This is a genomic window from Paraburkholderia megapolitana (genome assembly GCF_007556815.1).
GTDB classification, from domain to species: Bacteria; Pseudomonadota; Gammaproteobacteria; order Burkholderiales; family Burkholderiaceae; genus Paraburkholderia; species Paraburkholderia megapolitana.
Genome location: NZ_CP041743.1, coordinates 2,935,851 through 2,949,972, shown reverse-complemented (window position 1 = coordinate 2,949,972; position 14,122 = coordinate 2,935,851). Strand labels below are relative to the sequence as shown.

Here is a 14,122-nt window from a genome sequence, read left to right as displayed (position 1 = left end):
CACATTGCCGCCGCGCCCGACTGCGGGGGCGCTTGACCGCACGATAGGTTCGCCACCATCATGCGTCAACACAATGGCCGTAATGACTGGAATGCACGCCATGCATATTCGTGATCTCGATCTGAACCTGCTGCTGGTGTTCGATGCGCTGCTGCGAGAGCGCAGCGTGACGCGGGCGGCGGTGGAGGTCGGTTTGTCGCAGGGAGCGATGAGCCACGCGCTGAACCGGCTGCGCGCGTTCTTCGAAGACCCGTTGTTCGTCAAGACGCCCACGGGCATGACGCCGACACCGAAGGCGGCGCTGCTCGGTCCGTCGATAGTCGGCATGATGACGACGCTGCGCGAGGATGTCGTGTCGCAGGCGCAGTTTCATCCGGCCACCGCGCGGTGCAGTTTCACGTTATGCATGACGGACATGGGTGAACTGGTGTTCCTGCCGCCGCTGATCCGTCAGTTGCGCCGGGAGGCGCCTGACTGCACGCTGCGCAGCCTCCAGGTCCCGTTTGGACAGATCGCCGGTACGCTCGCAACCGGCGAGGCCGATCTCGCGCTCGGGTCGTTCCGCGCGGCGCCCGACGAACTGTTCCAGCAGCAACTCTTCATGCATTCGTTCGTGACGATGGTGAGCGTGCGCAACACGGCGGTCGGCAAAACGATCACGCGCGAGCAGTTCGAAACGATGCGCCATATCGTCGTGATGCTCGAAGGTCCGGCCGGCGCGGCCTACGATAACGCCTTCGACGAATACGGCATTCGCCGCAACGTCTACCTGTCGACGCCACACTTTCTCGTCGTCCCGCTCCTGATCGACCAGCATCCCGATCTGATCGCCACGGTGCCGCTCGAACTCGGCAATGTGTTCGCGAAGCTCGGCACGGTGCGCATTCTGCCGCCGCCGGTTGCGTTGCCGCCGTTCGGCTTGCGGCAGCACTGGCATCCGCGGTTTCATGATGACGGGGCGAACATCTGGTTGCGGCAGCTGATCAAGCGGACCTTCGAGCATTACCCGGATTTGCCGGACGAGAATCCGCCCGAATCGCCCCCACGCCGGCGAACGCGGCTTACCAGTGTGAAATGAACAGCACAAGCGGCATGGTGATTGCCGCCAGCGCGGTCTGGACAGTAATGATCCCGGCAGACAAACGATGATCGCCGCCCAACAGCTTCGCCATGATGTAGGCCGACGGAGTGCATGGCAGCGAGTTGAACAAGACGATTGTCGTCAACGCCGGACCTTGAATTCCGAGCGCCAGACCGATCCAGAGCGTGAGCAGCGGGACGAGCAATAGCTTGATGAACGACGACTGCAAAACGGGGCCTCGTGCCTCCTTTGCCGCTTTCATATCGAGCCCCGCACCTACGGCAAGGAGCCCCAGCGGCAATGACGCTGCTCCGAGAATCGCAAGCAGGTTCGACAGCGTACCCGGCAGTGAAAGACCGCTCACATTGAAAAGTGCGCCGAGCAGCACGGCCATGATGACGGGGTTCTTCAGCAGGGCGCTAACGATTTGCCGACTGGTTGGGGTACCGCCACTCCCGTAATGCATCAGGATGATGATCGATGCCACGTTAAGCAAAGGGATGGCGACTGCGATGCTGATCGACGTCAACGTTAGACCGACACTGCCATACATCGCCGCGGCCGCGGCGACGCCGACGTAAGTGTTCGGCCGCAGGGCACCTTGAATGACCGACGAAAAAACCGCGCCCGATTGCCTGCTCCAGATACGCCATGCGTACAGCACCAGCGCACCGGTTCCGACTGCGCCAAGAATCGCGATGGCAATCGGACGAACGGGAAACTGGGCCAGGTTTGCTTTCGCCACCTGACTGAACATCAACGCCGGGAACATGTAGTAGTAGTTCAGCGTTTCGCATGGCAGCCAGAACTCGTCGGCTAGCATCTTGCGCTGGCGAAGCACGAAGCCCATCAATATCAGGGCGAATATCGGAACGAGCGCTGTAAAGACACTTTGCATGGGCGCTCCGTTAGATGAATGTCCTGGCCAGCACCACCGCGCCGTAGACGCCGATAAACGCGTTCATGGCACGTTCAAACAACGATGTGCGTGTGCACTTGAATAGCGGATGCTTTAGCCATTTTTCTTCTGTCGATAGTTGGTCTCCCTGAAATGTGGCAGAGATGTGTCATTACTTAAAATAATAAAAATTTTGTCGTTAAGACGATAAATGAATAAAGCGCAGATAAGAGGCGCGATCTGCAGCAATGTCAGATCGCCCCTGAGCGCGTGTCGGCGTAACGCGAGCCGCCCCGAATCGCCCCCATCCTCCCGACGAAAGGCTTAACATCTGCGGTTTGGCCGCGCCGCGCTCCGTTGCGCGGCGTGCGCACGGTTCCCACATCCGCCCCCGATGAACTCCCGATTCGCCGATCTCACGCGCATCCCGTCCTTTGTGCCGCTCGCGGGCGCCACCCTGATGCTCGGGGTCGCGATGTCCTTCACCGCACCGTACCTGTCGCTGTTCAGCGTCGAGCACGCCGGCATGACGCCGCTGCGGCTCGGCCTCTTCATGACGCTGATTGCGGCGAGCGGCGTGGCGGCAAGCGCGTGGGCGGGCAAATGGTCGGACCGCCACGGGCACCACCGCGCGTTGCTGCTCGCCGCACTGATTGCGGCGGCGCTCGGTTTCCTCTCGCTGTGCTTCGTGCGCGACTACCGCGCGCTGCTCGTAATCGGTGTGGCGTTTCTCGGCGCGGGCGGCTCGGCGATGTCGATGGTGTTTTCGTTTGGTCGGGCGGCGCTGCAGGTCCGCGACGAGGCCGAGCGCACGTTCGCGACGGCGACGCTGCGCACTGTGCTGTCGGTGGCGTGGGTGTTCGGGCCGTCGGTGGGCGCACTGGTGCTGGCCGCCGCGGATTTTTACGGACTCTTTCTATTCGCGGCAGCGTGCTTTGCCGGCTGCGCGGTAATCGTCTGGCGCATGCCGGAGGCGTCCGGCGGCGCGTTGCACAGCACGCCGGCACACGTAGCCGGCGATCCGGCGACGTTGCTCGAAGTGACCACCGTCACCGAGCCGGAGCCGCCGGTCAAACCCGACTTCGTGCATCCAGTCGCATCGTCGCGGGTGATCTGGCGCACGGTGATCGCGCTGACGCTGATCGGGCTTGCAGCCAACGCGACGATGATCGTGTTGCCGCTGTATGTCGTCCACGGCCTCGCCGGCGCGCGCATCGACGTGTCGATCATGCTCGGTCTCGGTGCATTCCTCGAAATCCCAATGATGCTCGCGCTCGGCGCACGCGGCGCCACGCTGAACAAGCTGCGCTGGCTCGCCGCCTGCGCGGCAGTGCATGTCGTCTACTTCATCGCGCTGGCAGCGGCGGGCTCGATTCCGATCCTGATCCCGATGCAGGCGTTGAACGCGTTTGTCGTCGCGGTTACCTCGTGCCTCGGGATGACCTACGTGCAGGACCTGATGCCGCGCTCGCCAGGCCAGGCGACCGCGCTTTTCTTCAACTCGTCGCGGGTCGGTTCGATCTTGTCAGGGGTGCTGTCGGGATTGCTGGTGGCCGGGCTCGGCTATCGCGGGACGTTCCTCGTCTGCGGTTTGCTGGCCGCGGGAGCATTCATCCTGTTCGCCGATCCGCCGTGGCGGCGCATGTGGCAGGCCGTGCAGGACTGGCGGCGTTCCCGCGAGCTTTATTGACTCGACCGACCGGCCCGCGTCACTCGTGCGTCTGCGCCTGCAGCCACACCAAAAGCGGCTTGAGCTTCTCGCGATACTCGTTGCGCGGCGGATGCACGAGGTAATAGCCGGCGCCCGTTTCCAGCACGCGCTGGAACGGCCTGACGAGCGCACCGCTCGCAAGACTCTCCTGCAGCAGATTCAGGTCGCCGAGCGCGACACCTAACCCACGCACCGCGGCGTTGAACGCGAGGTCGAGTGTGTCGAACACCTGCTCGCGGTAAGTGTGCGCGGCCAGTTCGCCGCTTTCCTTTTGCAGCCATAACATCCAGCCACGCCGGCCGAAGCTCGAATGAAGCAGTGTGTGCTGCTTCAGATCCGCCGGCTCGGCGAGCGGCGGCATACCTGACATACCCTCAGCCATCTGCGGCGAGCACACGGGCGTAAGACGCTCGCGCATCAGCGGCGTGGCTTCGAGCCCATCCCAACGGCCGGTGCCGAACAGGATCGCGGCGTCGAGCGTGCCTTCGCCGAAGTTGGTCGGCAGGAACCACGCGGTGTCGATATTGAGCTGGGTGCCCGGCGCTTCTGCATAGAAGTCGGGCAGGCGCGGCAGCAGCCAGCGTGCGGCCAGCGTCGGCGTAACGCGCAGCGTCACGGTCTGGCCGCCCATGCTCGGAATGTGCATCGAGCGGCGCGCGGTAGCGAGCAGTTCTTCGACGATCGGCACGAGCCGCTGGCATTCGACGGTCGGCACCACCATCCGCGTATGGCGCACGAACAGCGCGCAGCCGAAATACTCCTCGATCTGCTGGATATGCCGGCTCACGGCGCTCTGGCTCAGAAACAGTTGCTGCGCGGCAGCCGTGAAGTTGCCGCAGCGCGCGACGACCAGCAGCGTCTGCAGCACATTGAACGGCGGGTAGCGTTCGATCTTCATTTATGCAAGTTGTGCATGGGAACCATGAGATTTTACCGTTTGTCCCGTAAAAATTGGCGTTCATAAAATCGCCTCAACCTTGCCCGGCGGCGCTTCAAGTCTGCTCAGGTACCCGCTCAGGCATCCGCTCAATCCATCCACGGAGTTTTCGCATGACCCAGCACACCGACCGGCTATGGGGCGGACGTTTCAAGACCGGCCCGGCGCCTGCGCTGACCGCGCTGTCGCGCTCGGACCCGAGCTTCTTCCGTCTCGCGCCATACGATCTCGCCGGTTCGCGCGCGCATGCGCAGGAGCTGCGGCGGGCGGAAATCCTGAGCGCCGCCGAGTTGCAGCAGCTACTCGACGAAATGGACCGGCTCGACGCGCAGTTTCGCGCCGGAGAAGTCGGCCCGTTGCTGCAGGACGAGGATGTGCATACGTTTCTGGAGCGCGAGCTGACGCAGCGGCTCGGCGCAACCGGCGGCAAACTGCGCGCCGGGCGCTCGCGCAACGACCAGGCGGCGAACGACTTAAGGCTCTTTCTGCGGGACAAGGCGCGTACGCTAACCCAGGCAGTCATCGATCTGCAGAATGCATTAATCGAACAGGCAAACGCGCACATCGGCAGCGTGTCCGCGGGCTTTACGCACTTGCAACCGGCGCAGCCGGTGGTGTTTGCGCACCATCTGCTGGCGCATGCGCAGTCGATCTACCGCGACATCGATCGTCTGCTCGACTGGGATCGCCGCAGCGCGCGTTCGCCGCTCGGCGCGGCTGCGCTGGCGGGATCGGCGATTTGCCGGCGGCCGGAGTTGTCGGCGGTGGAACTCGGTTACGACGGCCCGTGCGAGAACTCGATCGATGCCGTGGCGTCGCGTGATCACGTCGCCGAATTCGTGTTCGTGACGAGCATGCTGGCGGTGAACCTGTCGCGGCTGTCGGAAGAAGTGATTCTGTGGACCTCGCGGCAGTTCGGCTGGGTCGTGCTCGACGACGGCTATGCGACTGGCAGCTCGATCATGCCGCAGAAGAAAAACTCCGACATCGCGGAGTTGACGCGCGGCAAGGCCGGCCGGCTGATCGGCAACCTGAGCGGCCTGCTGGCGACGCTGAAGTCGCTGCCGCTCGCGTACAACCGCGATCTCGCCGAAGACAAGATCGCCGCGTTCGATTGCATCGACACACTCGAACTCGTGCTGCCCGCGATGGCCGGCATGATCCGCACGATGCGCGTGAATGTCGACGAAATGCGTCGTCAGGCGCCGCTCGGCTTCACGCTCGCCACCGAAGTCGCGGACTGGCTCGCGCTGCGCGGTGTGCCGTTTAGCGAAGCGCACGAGATCACCGGTGCGCTGGTGCGCGTGTGCGAAGAGCAGGGGATCGAGTTGTCGGAGGTGTCGGTGGCGACGCTTGCGCAGGTCGATGCGCGGCTCGAACCGGCCGTGCTTGCGCATGTCACGCTCGATGCCGCGGTGGCGGCGCGCAGCGGTTACGGCGGTACTGCGCCCGCGCGCGTTCGCGAACAGATCGAGCGTTTGCAAGGCGCGCTGGCCGCGCAGCTTGCGTGGGCCACTTCGTATGGGGGACCGACATGTTGAGTGCATCGAGAGACGGGCAACCGGGTCTGCTCGCCACCGGCGGTGCCTCAGATGAAACGAACGCCGCGCACGAGTTCACCGACATCTCGCAACTGGTCCACGTGCGTCGGCGGCACTGGGGGCGTTATCTGTCGTCGGCGATCATCGTCGCGATCATCGGCTACGTGGTCGTTGCATTTGCGCACGGACAGATCGAATGGAGCTATGTCGCGCGCTTTCTGACTGCGCGTTCGATCCTGACCGGCCTCGCGAACACCGTCGTGATGACGATCCTCGCGATGGCGCTCGGCATCGTGCTCGGTGTGATTACCGCGGTCATGCGGCTGTCCGCCAATCCGGTCGTGCAAACGGTCGCGCGCGGTTATGTGTGGCTGTTTCGCGGCACACCGGTAATCCTGCAACTGCTGCTGTGGTTCAACCTCGCGCTGGTGTTTCCGACGCTCGGCATTCCAGGGCTGTTCGAGTTTCGCACCGTCGATGTGATGACGCCGTTTCTCGCCGCGTTGCTCGGCCTCGGTATCAATCAGGGTGCGTATACGTCGGAGGTGGTACGCGCGGGCATGCTGTCCGTCGACACCGGCCAGTACGAGGCCGCGAAGTCGATCGGTATGCCGCGGCTGCAGGCATTGCGCCGCGTGATCCTGCCGCAGGCGATGCGCGTGATCGTACCGCCGATCGGCAACGAACTGGTCGGCATGGTCAAGCTGACATCGCTCGCGAGCGTGATCCAGTACGCGGAAATGCTGCACAACGCGCAGAACATCTACTACGCGAATGCGCGCGTGATGGAACTGCTGATCGTTGCGGCCATCTGGTATCTGGCTGTCGTGACGGTGCTGTCGTTGCTACAGACGCAGGTGGAGCGGCGTTATGCGCGCGGCGCAGGCCGCAAGTCGGGGCGCCAGTGAATCGCTCAATCATGCCGGCGAAATACGCGGACCCCGCGGGGAGCAAGGCAACATGAATCCAATCGTTCGCGCTGTCGACGTACGCAAGTCCTATGGCGACTTCAAGGCGCTGCAAGGCATCACACTCGACGTAACGAAAGGCGAAGTGCTGTGCGTGATCGGACCGTCAGGCTCGGGCAAAAGCACGTTCCTGCGCTGTATCAACCAGCTCGAAGCGATCAACGACGGTGCGCTGTGGGTCAACGGCGAACTGGTCGGCTACCGGCGCGTCGGCGACCGGCTTTATCCATTGTCGGAAAAGCAGATGGCGCGGCAACGGCTCGCGACCGGCATGGTGTTTCAGCGCTTCAATCTGTTTCCGCACAAGACGGCGCTGGAAAACGTGATCGAAGGGCCGGTGCAGGTGCTCAAGCGGCGTCGCGTGGAAGCTGTCGAAGAAGCGCGGGCGCTACTCGAGCGCGTGGGACTCGGCCACAAATGCGATGCGTTTCCGGTCGAACTGTCGGGCGGCCAGCAGCAGCGCGTGGCGATTGCGCGTGCGCTGGCGATGCATCCGCAGTTGATGCTGTTCGACGAACCGACGTCCGCGCTCGATCCGGAACTGGTCGGCGAAGTGCTCGCCGTGATGCGCGATCTCGCGCAAAGCGGCATGACGATGATCGTCGTCACGCACGAACTCGGCTTTGCACGCGAAGTGGCGAGCCGCGTGGCGTTTATGGATCAGGGGCAGGTGGTCGAAAGCGGTCCACCGGACCAGGTGCTGTCGCATCCGCAACACCGCCGTACGCAGGACTTCGTGTCGGCCGTGCTGTCCTGAGTACTGACTGTCGAACCACATAACCAATCTCACGCCGTGCCGCGCACGGCCAACCTTTACTTCAAGCGAGTGTTCATGAACGCATTCTTTCGTTTGCGCGGGCGGGTCACGCTCGCTGTTGCGCTCGTAGCCGCGGCAACGACGTTGTGCGCGCTGCCGGCAGCGCAGGCCGGAACCGTACCGTCGATCGGCAAGAGCACGCTGATCGCGGCCATCGTGCCCAACTATCCGCCGTTCGAATACAAGGACCCGGCCACCGACAAACTGATGGGCTTCGACGTCGATCTCGGCGAAGCGCTTGCGGCGAAGCTCGGTGTGACGTTGCAATGGCAGGAGACCGGTTTCGAACAGATGATGAGCGCGCTCACGACGCATCGCGTCGACATCATCCTGTCGGGCATGACCGATCTGCCGGCGCGCCGTAGCGCTGTCGATTTCCTCGACTACATCACAACGGGCCCGCAGTTTTATACGCTCAAGACACGCGCCGGAGAGTTTCCCGATATGGCCGCGCTGTGCGGCAAGACCGTGGGTTCGAGCCGTCGCACGTCGTTCCCCAGCGACACGGCGAACTGGAGCAACGCGAACTGCGTGAAGGCCGGTAAAAAGCCGATCAATGTGGTCGGCACGGATGGTTCGTCCGATGCGCGCATGCAGTTGCGCCAGGCGCGACTCGACGCGGCAGTGCAGGGCGGCGAAACGCTGCCGTACCAGAACTCGGTCGAACAGAACGCGTATGCGCCGATCGGCAAACCGTTCCTGTCGCAGTACACGGGCATCGGCATTGCGAAGAGCAACGCGGCGATTACCGCGGGCCTGACGGCGGCTCTGAACCAGTTGATCGCGGACGGCACCTATCAGAAGCTGCTCGCGAAGTGGAGTCTGCAGGATCATGCGGTGCAGAAGGCGGTGCTCAATGCCGATAACTGACCGGCCGCTGCGCGCACGCACCGGCGCGCGCACGGAAACCGCTAACGACACACGTACTGCGCCGCGCTGGCCGCACGGGCACCGCTCGTGTGTCGCGCTTGCCTTCGATCTCGACGGTCCGACCGGCGATGCGATGCTCGACGGTTCGATCTGGCGTAATCCGGCTTACTTCACGCTCGGCAGTTATGGGCCGTGGCGCGCGTTGCGACGCCTGCTCGATATGCTGCGCGAGCGGGCTGTGCCTGCGACCTTCTTCGTCCCCGCCTGGGTTGTCGAGAACTGGCCGCAGCAATGTGCGGCGATCGTCGAAGGCGGTCACGAGATCGCGTATCACGGCTATCGGCACGAAGCGTTCTGGACGCTCGATAGCGACGGCCAGCGCGCGGTGATGCAGCGTTCGGCAGAGGTGTTCGAACGGTATCTGGGCATTCGCCCGGTGGGTTTTCGCACGCCTTCCGGCGACTGGGGACCGGACACGATCCGCGTGCTCGCCGAAGCCGGCGTGCGCTATTCGAGTTCGATGCGTGGCGACGACCGGCCATACCTGATGCACGCGGAAGGTATCGCCGAGCCGATGGTCGAGATTCCGGGCCGCTGGGAACTGGACGATTACGCGTCGCTCGCGTATCACCGCAACCCGGACTTCCCCGCGAGCCTCGACCGCATCGCGAGTTACGACACGACGTTCGATAACTGGCGGCGCGAGTTCGACGGTTCGCATCGCGACGGGCTGTGTCTGACGACGCTGTTTCATCCGAAGGTATCGGGCAAGCCTGGGCGCATCCCGTTGCTCGAACGGTTGATCGATCATATGCGCGAGCAGGACGGGGTGTGGTTCGCCGCGTGTCGGGATGTCGCGCAATGGTGGCGCGATACGTATGTGGCCAACTCAACGACTACCGCGGTGCAGGAATTTCGTAGATGAACAACGCGAATGGAAGCAAAACGATCTGGCCGCAGCGCGCACGCTGCGCGGTCGTCGTCACGGTCGACTTCAACGACGATCTCGGCATCCTGACGCAGGAGCCGCGCATCGCGGGTCGCGAGAAATCGTTGTCGGTGTGGCGCTACGGCGCGAAGCGCGGTGTGGATCGCGTACTAGACGCACTCGACGAAGCCGGCGTGCGTTCGAGCTGGTTCGTGCCCGGGCAAGTCGTGAAGACGCATGCCGGGCTCGTCAGCGAGATCGCTGCATGCGGTCACGAACTGGGTACCTCCGGCGATCGTTGCGAAAACTTCGATACGCTGACGCTCAACGAGCAGCGGCGCGCTTTTTTCGCGGGACAGGATGCGCTTGCGGCGCTAACCGGCCGGCGCGCGCAAGGGTTCCGCTCGTTCTACGGCAACTGGGCGCCCGGTTTCGCGGATTTCATCCGCGACGAGGGTGTGACGTGGTCGTCGTCGTGGCGCGGCGACGATCTGCCGTATTTCCATCCGACAGAACTCCCCGCACAGACTGACACACCGCGTACCGCAGCGCCGCTCGTCGAACTGCCGTTGCACTATGAACTCGAAGACGAGCCGTACTTCGCGTACAACCTGTCGCCGGCGGTGCCGGTCGGACAGCCGCGCATCCCGTCGTATCGCGAGGTGCTGTCCAACCTGAAGCAGGACTTCGCTGCATTCCATCGCTTTGGCTTGTGCTTCGTGTTGCGCTTGCATCCGGAGATCATCGGTACCGCGGGGCGCATCGACGTGTTACGCGAACTGCTCGCCGAGATGCGCACGCACCACGACGTGTGGTTTGCCACCGGCGCCGAAGTCGCGGAGTGGTGGCGGGCGACGATCGCACGCAACGAACCCGGTCATCCGGTCGACGTGTTCGAGCAATACCGGCAGGCGGTCGCATGAGCGCGCGCGACCGGTCCTTGTCGGAACAACTGGCGGGCTTCGTCGCTGGCTTGCCCGATGATGCGATTCCCGAACCCGTCGTTGGGCGTGCGAAGCGGCATATTCTCGATACGCTCGGCGCGGCGCTGGCGGGTTCGGCCGCGCTCGAAGCACGCAGCGCCCGTGCGATCATGCAACCGATGCAAGCGGCTGGTTCCGGTGCTACGGGTGCATGGGGCACCAGACTCGCGTTCGGTCCTCGCGATGCGGCGTTCGTCAACGGCGTCGCGGCGCATGCGCTCGAACTCGACGATTCGGGCGGCTGCGATCACTCGGGTGCGGTGGTGCTGCCCGCCGCGTTTGCGGCGCTCGCGTGTAGCGAGCGGCCCGTGTCGGGACGTGCGTTTATCGCCGCGGTCGTGCTCGGCTACGACGTCGGGCGCCGCGTGCTCGAAGCGTGCGGCGGCTACTCGCCGCACAACGGCCGCGGCTGGCATTCGACGATGACCTGCGGCGTGTTCGGTGCGGCGGCCGCGGCCGCACGTCTGCTGGGACTCGACGCCGCGCAGACAGCCGCGGCGCTCGGTCACGCGGGCAGTTTCGCAGGCGGCCTGTGGGGCTTCATTCACGACGCGTCGCAGACCAAGCGGATGCATACGGGGCGCGCAGCCGAGGGCGGTCTGCTGGCCGCACTGCTGGCACGCGAGGGCGTGAGTGGACCTAGCCAGGTCTTCGCGGACGTCTGGGGCGGCTTCTTCAACGCATTCGCAGCCGAAACGCAAGAGCCGGCTGCGCTGCTCGCCGATCTCGGTACGCAGTGGAAGCTGATGCGCTGCTCGGTCAAGCCGCATGCGTCGTGCCGCAGCGCGCACGCAGCCGTCGATGCAACGCTCGAACTACTAGGCCACCGCGCGTGCGATCTCGACCGGCTGGAAGACGTACATGTGCGGCTCAGCGCGTTCGTCGAGCGGATGTGCGGCGGCCGCGATCTGCATCCGCTTGCGTCCGCGCAGATGAGCCTGCCGTATGCGCTTGCCGCCGCGCTGGTGTACGGTCACGCGGGGCTCGATGCGTATGCCGACGCGCAGCGTCGCGACCCGCGCATTGGCGTTGCGATGTCGCGCATCGTGCTCGAAGTCGATCCAGCGATGTCCGATCTCGACGAACCGTTCGTCACACTGTCGATGCGCGATGCCGAGCCGCGCTCACTGCAAGTACCGGTGCCGCTCGGCGATCCACGCAATCCGCTAGCGGATGACGCGTTGCTCGCAAAGTACCGCTCGCTTGCCGGTGTCGTGCTCGACGAAGCACCGCTTGCCGCACTGGCCGATGCGGTGCTCGGTCTTGAGCGTATCGCCGATGTACGTAGGTTGTTGCGCTCGCTTGTGGGTCACGCCGACACGCGCGCAGCGTTGCAGTGAAATGCGCAAACACGCCTCACAGACTCTTCAAAACAAAAGGACGTCATCGATGAATCTCACTCCGCTACGCGCTGCCTCCGGCTTGCTGGTGTTCTTGCTGTCGACGCTGTGCAGCGTCAGTGTCTTGCACGCGCAGACCTTGCCCGATGTGATCGCGAAATCGAAAACGATCAAGGTCGCGGTCAATTCGATTTATCCGCCGATGGAATACAAGGACCCGGACAGCGGCGAGCTGACCGGTTTCGACATCGATCTCGGCAACGCGATCGCGAAGGAACTCGGCGTGAAGCTCGAATGGCAGGAATCGGCATTCGAGCAGTTGCTGCCGTCGCTGACGACCGGGCGCGTCGACATGATTCTGAGCGGCATGAGCGATCTGCCGAAGCGCCGTGACAGCGTCGATTTTCTCGACTACGTGAATTCGGGCGCGCAGTTCTACATCCTGGCATCGCGCGCGGGCGAGATCCGCAGCGCCACCGATCTATGCGGCAAGTCGGTCGGTACGAGCCGCAGCACATCGTTCCCCGCCGATACCGCCGACTGGAGCGCGCAACACTGCGTCGCAGCCGGCAAACCGGCGATCACCGTGGTCGGCACCGAAGACACATCGTCGGCGCGCATGCAGCTCAAGCAGACACGGATCGCGGCGGGTGTGCAGGGCAGCGAAACGTTGCCGTACGCGATGAAACTCGAACCGAACACCTACAAGCCAATCGGCGAGCCGTTCGCGACGTCGCCCGAAGGCATTGCGTTTGCGAAGTCGAATCCGAAGCTGCGTGACGCGGTGCTTGCCGCGTTGAACAGGCTGGTCGCGAACGGCACGTATCGCACGATCGTCGCGAAGTGGGGGCTGCAGTCGAGCGCCGTGGCGAAGATCGGCGTGAATGGGGTAACGCCGCAGTAGGTACGCGCGCAGCGTCGTGAGTTAAATCGTCGCGTGTTCAAGTGCCCGCACGCGTGGGATCACTTCTTCGGCAAAGCGCTGCATGTCGGCTTCGAACGGCTGGAACTGCAGCATGAAGAGTTCGATGCCCGCGCGACGAAACGCTACGATCCGTTCGGCGACCGTATCGTAGCTACCGACCAACCCCGCCGCGGTGCCGCCGTTCGAACCGACTCGCGGCGTTTGCGCGAAGGTCTGGAACATCACGGCCTTCGGGTCGATGTTCTGCTTTTGCTGCGCGCGCAGTGGAGCATCTTTTGCCGCGAGGGCGAACAGATGCGCGAGATGATCGGCAGCAAGCGCGTCCGATTCGCGCGCGATCGCGAATGCCGACAGCCCGAAGCGTAGCGGTGGTGCACCGTTGGGACGCGGCCGTTGCGACACGTCGGCAATCAGCGCAGTGACGTCGTCGAGCGGCTGACCGTTGATAAACCACACGTCGCCGGCATCGGCGACGAGCGCGCGCGCCGGCTCCGATTCGCCGCCTACATAGATGCGTGGCCGGGCGCGAAATGGATCGGCGGGGCGTAGCTGGTAATCGTCGATATGAAAGTGTTCGGCGGCAAACGACGTACGTTCGCCGCGCAGCAACTTATCGACCACCGTGATCCATTCGCGTCCATACGCATAGCGCGCATCGTGCTCGGCGAAACCGATGCCCGCGCGCTCCAGTTCCGGGCGATTCCATGCATTGACGAGATTCAGCGCAAAGCGCCCGCCGCTGATGTGCTCGATCTGCTGCGCCATCTTCGCGAGCACGACCGGGTGGTACAGGTACGGCTTGATCGCCGCGATGATCTCGATGCGCGACGTCAGCGCGGCGAGTGCCGCCGATGTGGTCCACGCTTCGAGCTGATCGAGATTCGGGTCGTGCGGATTGATCGTGTGCTGCGCGACGAGCACCGAGTCGTAACCGAGGCGTTCCGCATCGAGTACCAGCGCACGATTGCGCGCCCACGATGCGTCATACGGTTCGTCGGGATCTTGCAGCGCCGCGCGGCTGCCGTGTACGAGCGCCCAGATGCCGAAGCGGGCGGGGAAGGTCGACATGAAAGAAAGCGCTCCACATAAAGCCGGCAAACATGATGCCTGTCCTGGCGTGCGA

The 14,122-nt window shown here is 64.0% G+C and carries 13 protein-coding genes; 10 read left to right on the top strand and 3 right to left on the bottom strand.

Going from position 1 to position 14,122, the window contains the following annotated elements:
* Positions 1–100 precede the first annotated feature (100 nt).
* Entirely contained in the window at positions 101–1,078 is a 978-nt protein-coding gene (locus tag FNZ07_RS12445) for a LysR family transcriptional regulator (RefSeq protein WP_170275730.1), read from the top strand.
* On the opposite strand, the gene FNZ07_RS12440 is transcribed toward FNZ07_RS12445, so the two are convergent.
* Positions 1,062–1,979, bottom strand: a complete 918-nt coding sequence (locus tag FNZ07_RS12440; protein ID WP_091006710.1) for an AEC family transporter — start codon at positions 1,977–1,979, stop codon at positions 1,062–1,064. The two genes, FNZ07_RS12445 and FNZ07_RS12440, sit on opposite strands and share 17 nt — an antisense overlap.
* A gap of 394 nt (positions 1,980–2,373) precedes the next feature.
* On the opposite strand from FNZ07_RS12440, the gene FNZ07_RS12435 reads away from it, so the two are divergent.
* A complete protein-coding gene (locus tag FNZ07_RS12435; RefSeq protein WP_091006708.1) occupies positions 2,374–3,669 on the top strand; it encodes a sugar efflux transporter in 1,296 nt (431 codons plus the stop codon).
* Between the two features lie 19 nt (positions 3,670–3,688).
* Here the strand turns inward: FNZ07_RS12435 and FNZ07_RS12430 are convergent, their stop codons facing one another.
* Positions 3,689–4,588 carry a LysR substrate-binding domain-containing protein gene (locus FNZ07_RS12430; protein ID WP_091006707.1) on the bottom strand — a complete coding sequence of 300 codons (900 nt, stop codon included), beginning with the start codon at positions 4,586–4,588 and terminating at the stop codon, positions 3,689–3,691.
* Between the two features lie 152 nt (positions 4,589–4,740).
* On the opposite strand from FNZ07_RS12430, the gene argH reads away from it, so the two are divergent.
* From argH to FNZ07_RS12390, 8 genes are all read left to right on the top strand, one after another.
* Entirely contained in the window at positions 4,741–6,168 is a 1,428-nt protein-coding gene (argH, locus tag FNZ07_RS12425; protein WP_091006706.1) for an argininosuccinate lyase, read from the top strand.
* Positions 6,162–7,076, top strand: a complete 915-nt coding sequence (locus FNZ07_RS12420) for an amino acid ABC transporter permease (RefSeq protein WP_091006704.1) — start codon at positions 6,162–6,164, stop codon at positions 7,074–7,076. Before argH ends, FNZ07_RS12420 begins: the two co-directional genes overlap by 7 nt.
* Positions 7,077–7,128: 52 nt before the next feature.
* Positions 7,129–7,893 carry an amino acid ABC transporter ATP-binding protein gene (locus FNZ07_RS12415; protein ID WP_091008737.1) on the top strand — a complete coding sequence of 255 codons (765 nt, stop codon included), beginning with the start codon at positions 7,129–7,131 and terminating at the stop codon, positions 7,891–7,893.
* Between the two features lie 75 nt (positions 7,894–7,968).
* A complete protein-coding gene (locus FNZ07_RS12410; protein WP_091006702.1) occupies positions 7,969–8,823 on the top strand; it encodes an ABC transporter substrate-binding protein in 855 nt (284 codons plus the stop codon).
* The gene (locus FNZ07_RS12405; RefSeq protein ID WP_091006701.1) at positions 8,810–9,748 is read left to right on the top strand and encodes a polysaccharide deacetylase family protein; all 939 of its coding nucleotides are present in this window, start codon (positions 8,810–8,812) and stop codon (positions 9,746–9,748) included. The genes FNZ07_RS12410 and FNZ07_RS12405 overlap by 14 nt, the downstream gene beginning before the upstream one ends.
* Positions 9,745–10,674 carry a polysaccharide deacetylase family protein gene (locus tag FNZ07_RS12400; RefSeq protein ID WP_091006698.1) on the top strand — a complete coding sequence of 310 codons (930 nt, stop codon included), beginning with the start codon at positions 9,745–9,747 and terminating at the stop codon, positions 10,672–10,674. The genes FNZ07_RS12405 and FNZ07_RS12400 overlap by 4 nt, the downstream gene beginning before the upstream one ends.
* Positions 10,671–12,074 carry an MmgE/PrpD family protein gene (locus FNZ07_RS12395; RefSeq protein ID WP_091006696.1) on the top strand — a complete coding sequence of 468 codons (1,404 nt, stop codon included), beginning with the start codon at positions 10,671–10,673 and terminating at the stop codon, positions 12,072–12,074. Before FNZ07_RS12400 ends, FNZ07_RS12395 begins: the two co-directional genes overlap by 4 nt.
* 49 nt (positions 12,075–12,123) lie before the next feature.
* Positions 12,124–12,978, top strand: coding sequence for an ABC transporter substrate-binding protein (locus FNZ07_RS12390; RefSeq protein ID WP_091006694.1), 855 nt, complete (start codon positions 12,124–12,126; stop codon positions 12,976–12,978).
* 21 nt (positions 12,979–12,999) lie between these two features.
* Here the strand turns inward: FNZ07_RS12390 and FNZ07_RS12385 are convergent, their stop codons facing one another.
* Positions 13,000–14,067: an LLM class flavin-dependent oxidoreductase gene (locus FNZ07_RS12385; RefSeq protein ID WP_091006692.1), complete on the bottom strand. Its 1,068-nt coding sequence runs from the start codon at positions 14,065–14,067 to the stop codon at positions 13,000–13,002.
* Positions 14,068–14,122 lie beyond the last annotated feature (55 nt).

What these genes read in the sequence shown, in the direction of transcription:
- FNZ07_RS12445 (WP_170275730.1), top strand. Translation starts at nt 101, where the DNA reads ATGCATATTCGTGATCTCGATCTGAACCTGCTGCTGGTGTTCGATGCG.
- FNZ07_RS12440 (WP_091006710.1), bottom strand. Translation starts at nt 1,979, where the DNA reads ATGCAAAGTGTCTTTACAGCGCTCGTTCCGATATTCGCCCTGATATTG.
- FNZ07_RS12435 (WP_091006708.1), top strand. Translation starts at nt 2,374, where the DNA reads ATGAACTCCCGATTCGCCGATCTCACGCGCATCCCGTCCTTTGTGCCG.
- FNZ07_RS12430 (WP_091006707.1), bottom strand. Translation starts at nt 4,588, where the DNA reads ATGAAGATCGAACGCTACCCGCCGTTCAATGTGCTGCAGACGCTGCTG.
- argH (WP_091006706.1), top strand. Translation starts at nt 4,741, where the DNA reads ATGACCCAGCACACCGACCGGCTATGGGGCGGACGTTTCAAGACCGGC.
- FNZ07_RS12420 (WP_091006704.1), top strand. Translation starts at nt 6,162, where the DNA reads ATGTTGAGTGCATCGAGAGACGGGCAACCGGGTCTGCTCGCCACCGGC.
- FNZ07_RS12415 (WP_091008737.1), top strand. Translation starts at nt 7,129, where the DNA reads ATGAATCCAATCGTTCGCGCTGTCGACGTACGCAAGTCCTATGGCGAC.
- FNZ07_RS12410 (WP_091006702.1), top strand. Translation starts at nt 7,969, where the DNA reads ATGAACGCATTCTTTCGTTTGCGCGGGCGGGTCACGCTCGCTGTTGCG.
- FNZ07_RS12405 (WP_091006701.1), top strand. Translation starts at nt 8,810, where the DNA reads ATGCCGATAACTGACCGGCCGCTGCGCGCACGCACCGGCGCGCGCACG.
- FNZ07_RS12400 (WP_091006698.1), top strand. Translation starts at nt 9,745, where the DNA reads ATGAACAACGCGAATGGAAGCAAAACGATCTGGCCGCAGCGCGCACGC.
- FNZ07_RS12395 (WP_091006696.1), top strand. Translation starts at nt 10,671, where the DNA reads ATGAGCGCGCGCGACCGGTCCTTGTCGGAACAACTGGCGGGCTTCGTC.
- FNZ07_RS12390 (WP_091006694.1), top strand. Translation starts at nt 12,124, where the DNA reads ATGAATCTCACTCCGCTACGCGCTGCCTCCGGCTTGCTGGTGTTCTTG.
- FNZ07_RS12385 (WP_091006692.1), bottom strand. Translation starts at nt 14,067, where the DNA reads ATGTCGACCTTCCCCGCCCGCTTCGGCATCTGGGCGCTCGTACACGGC.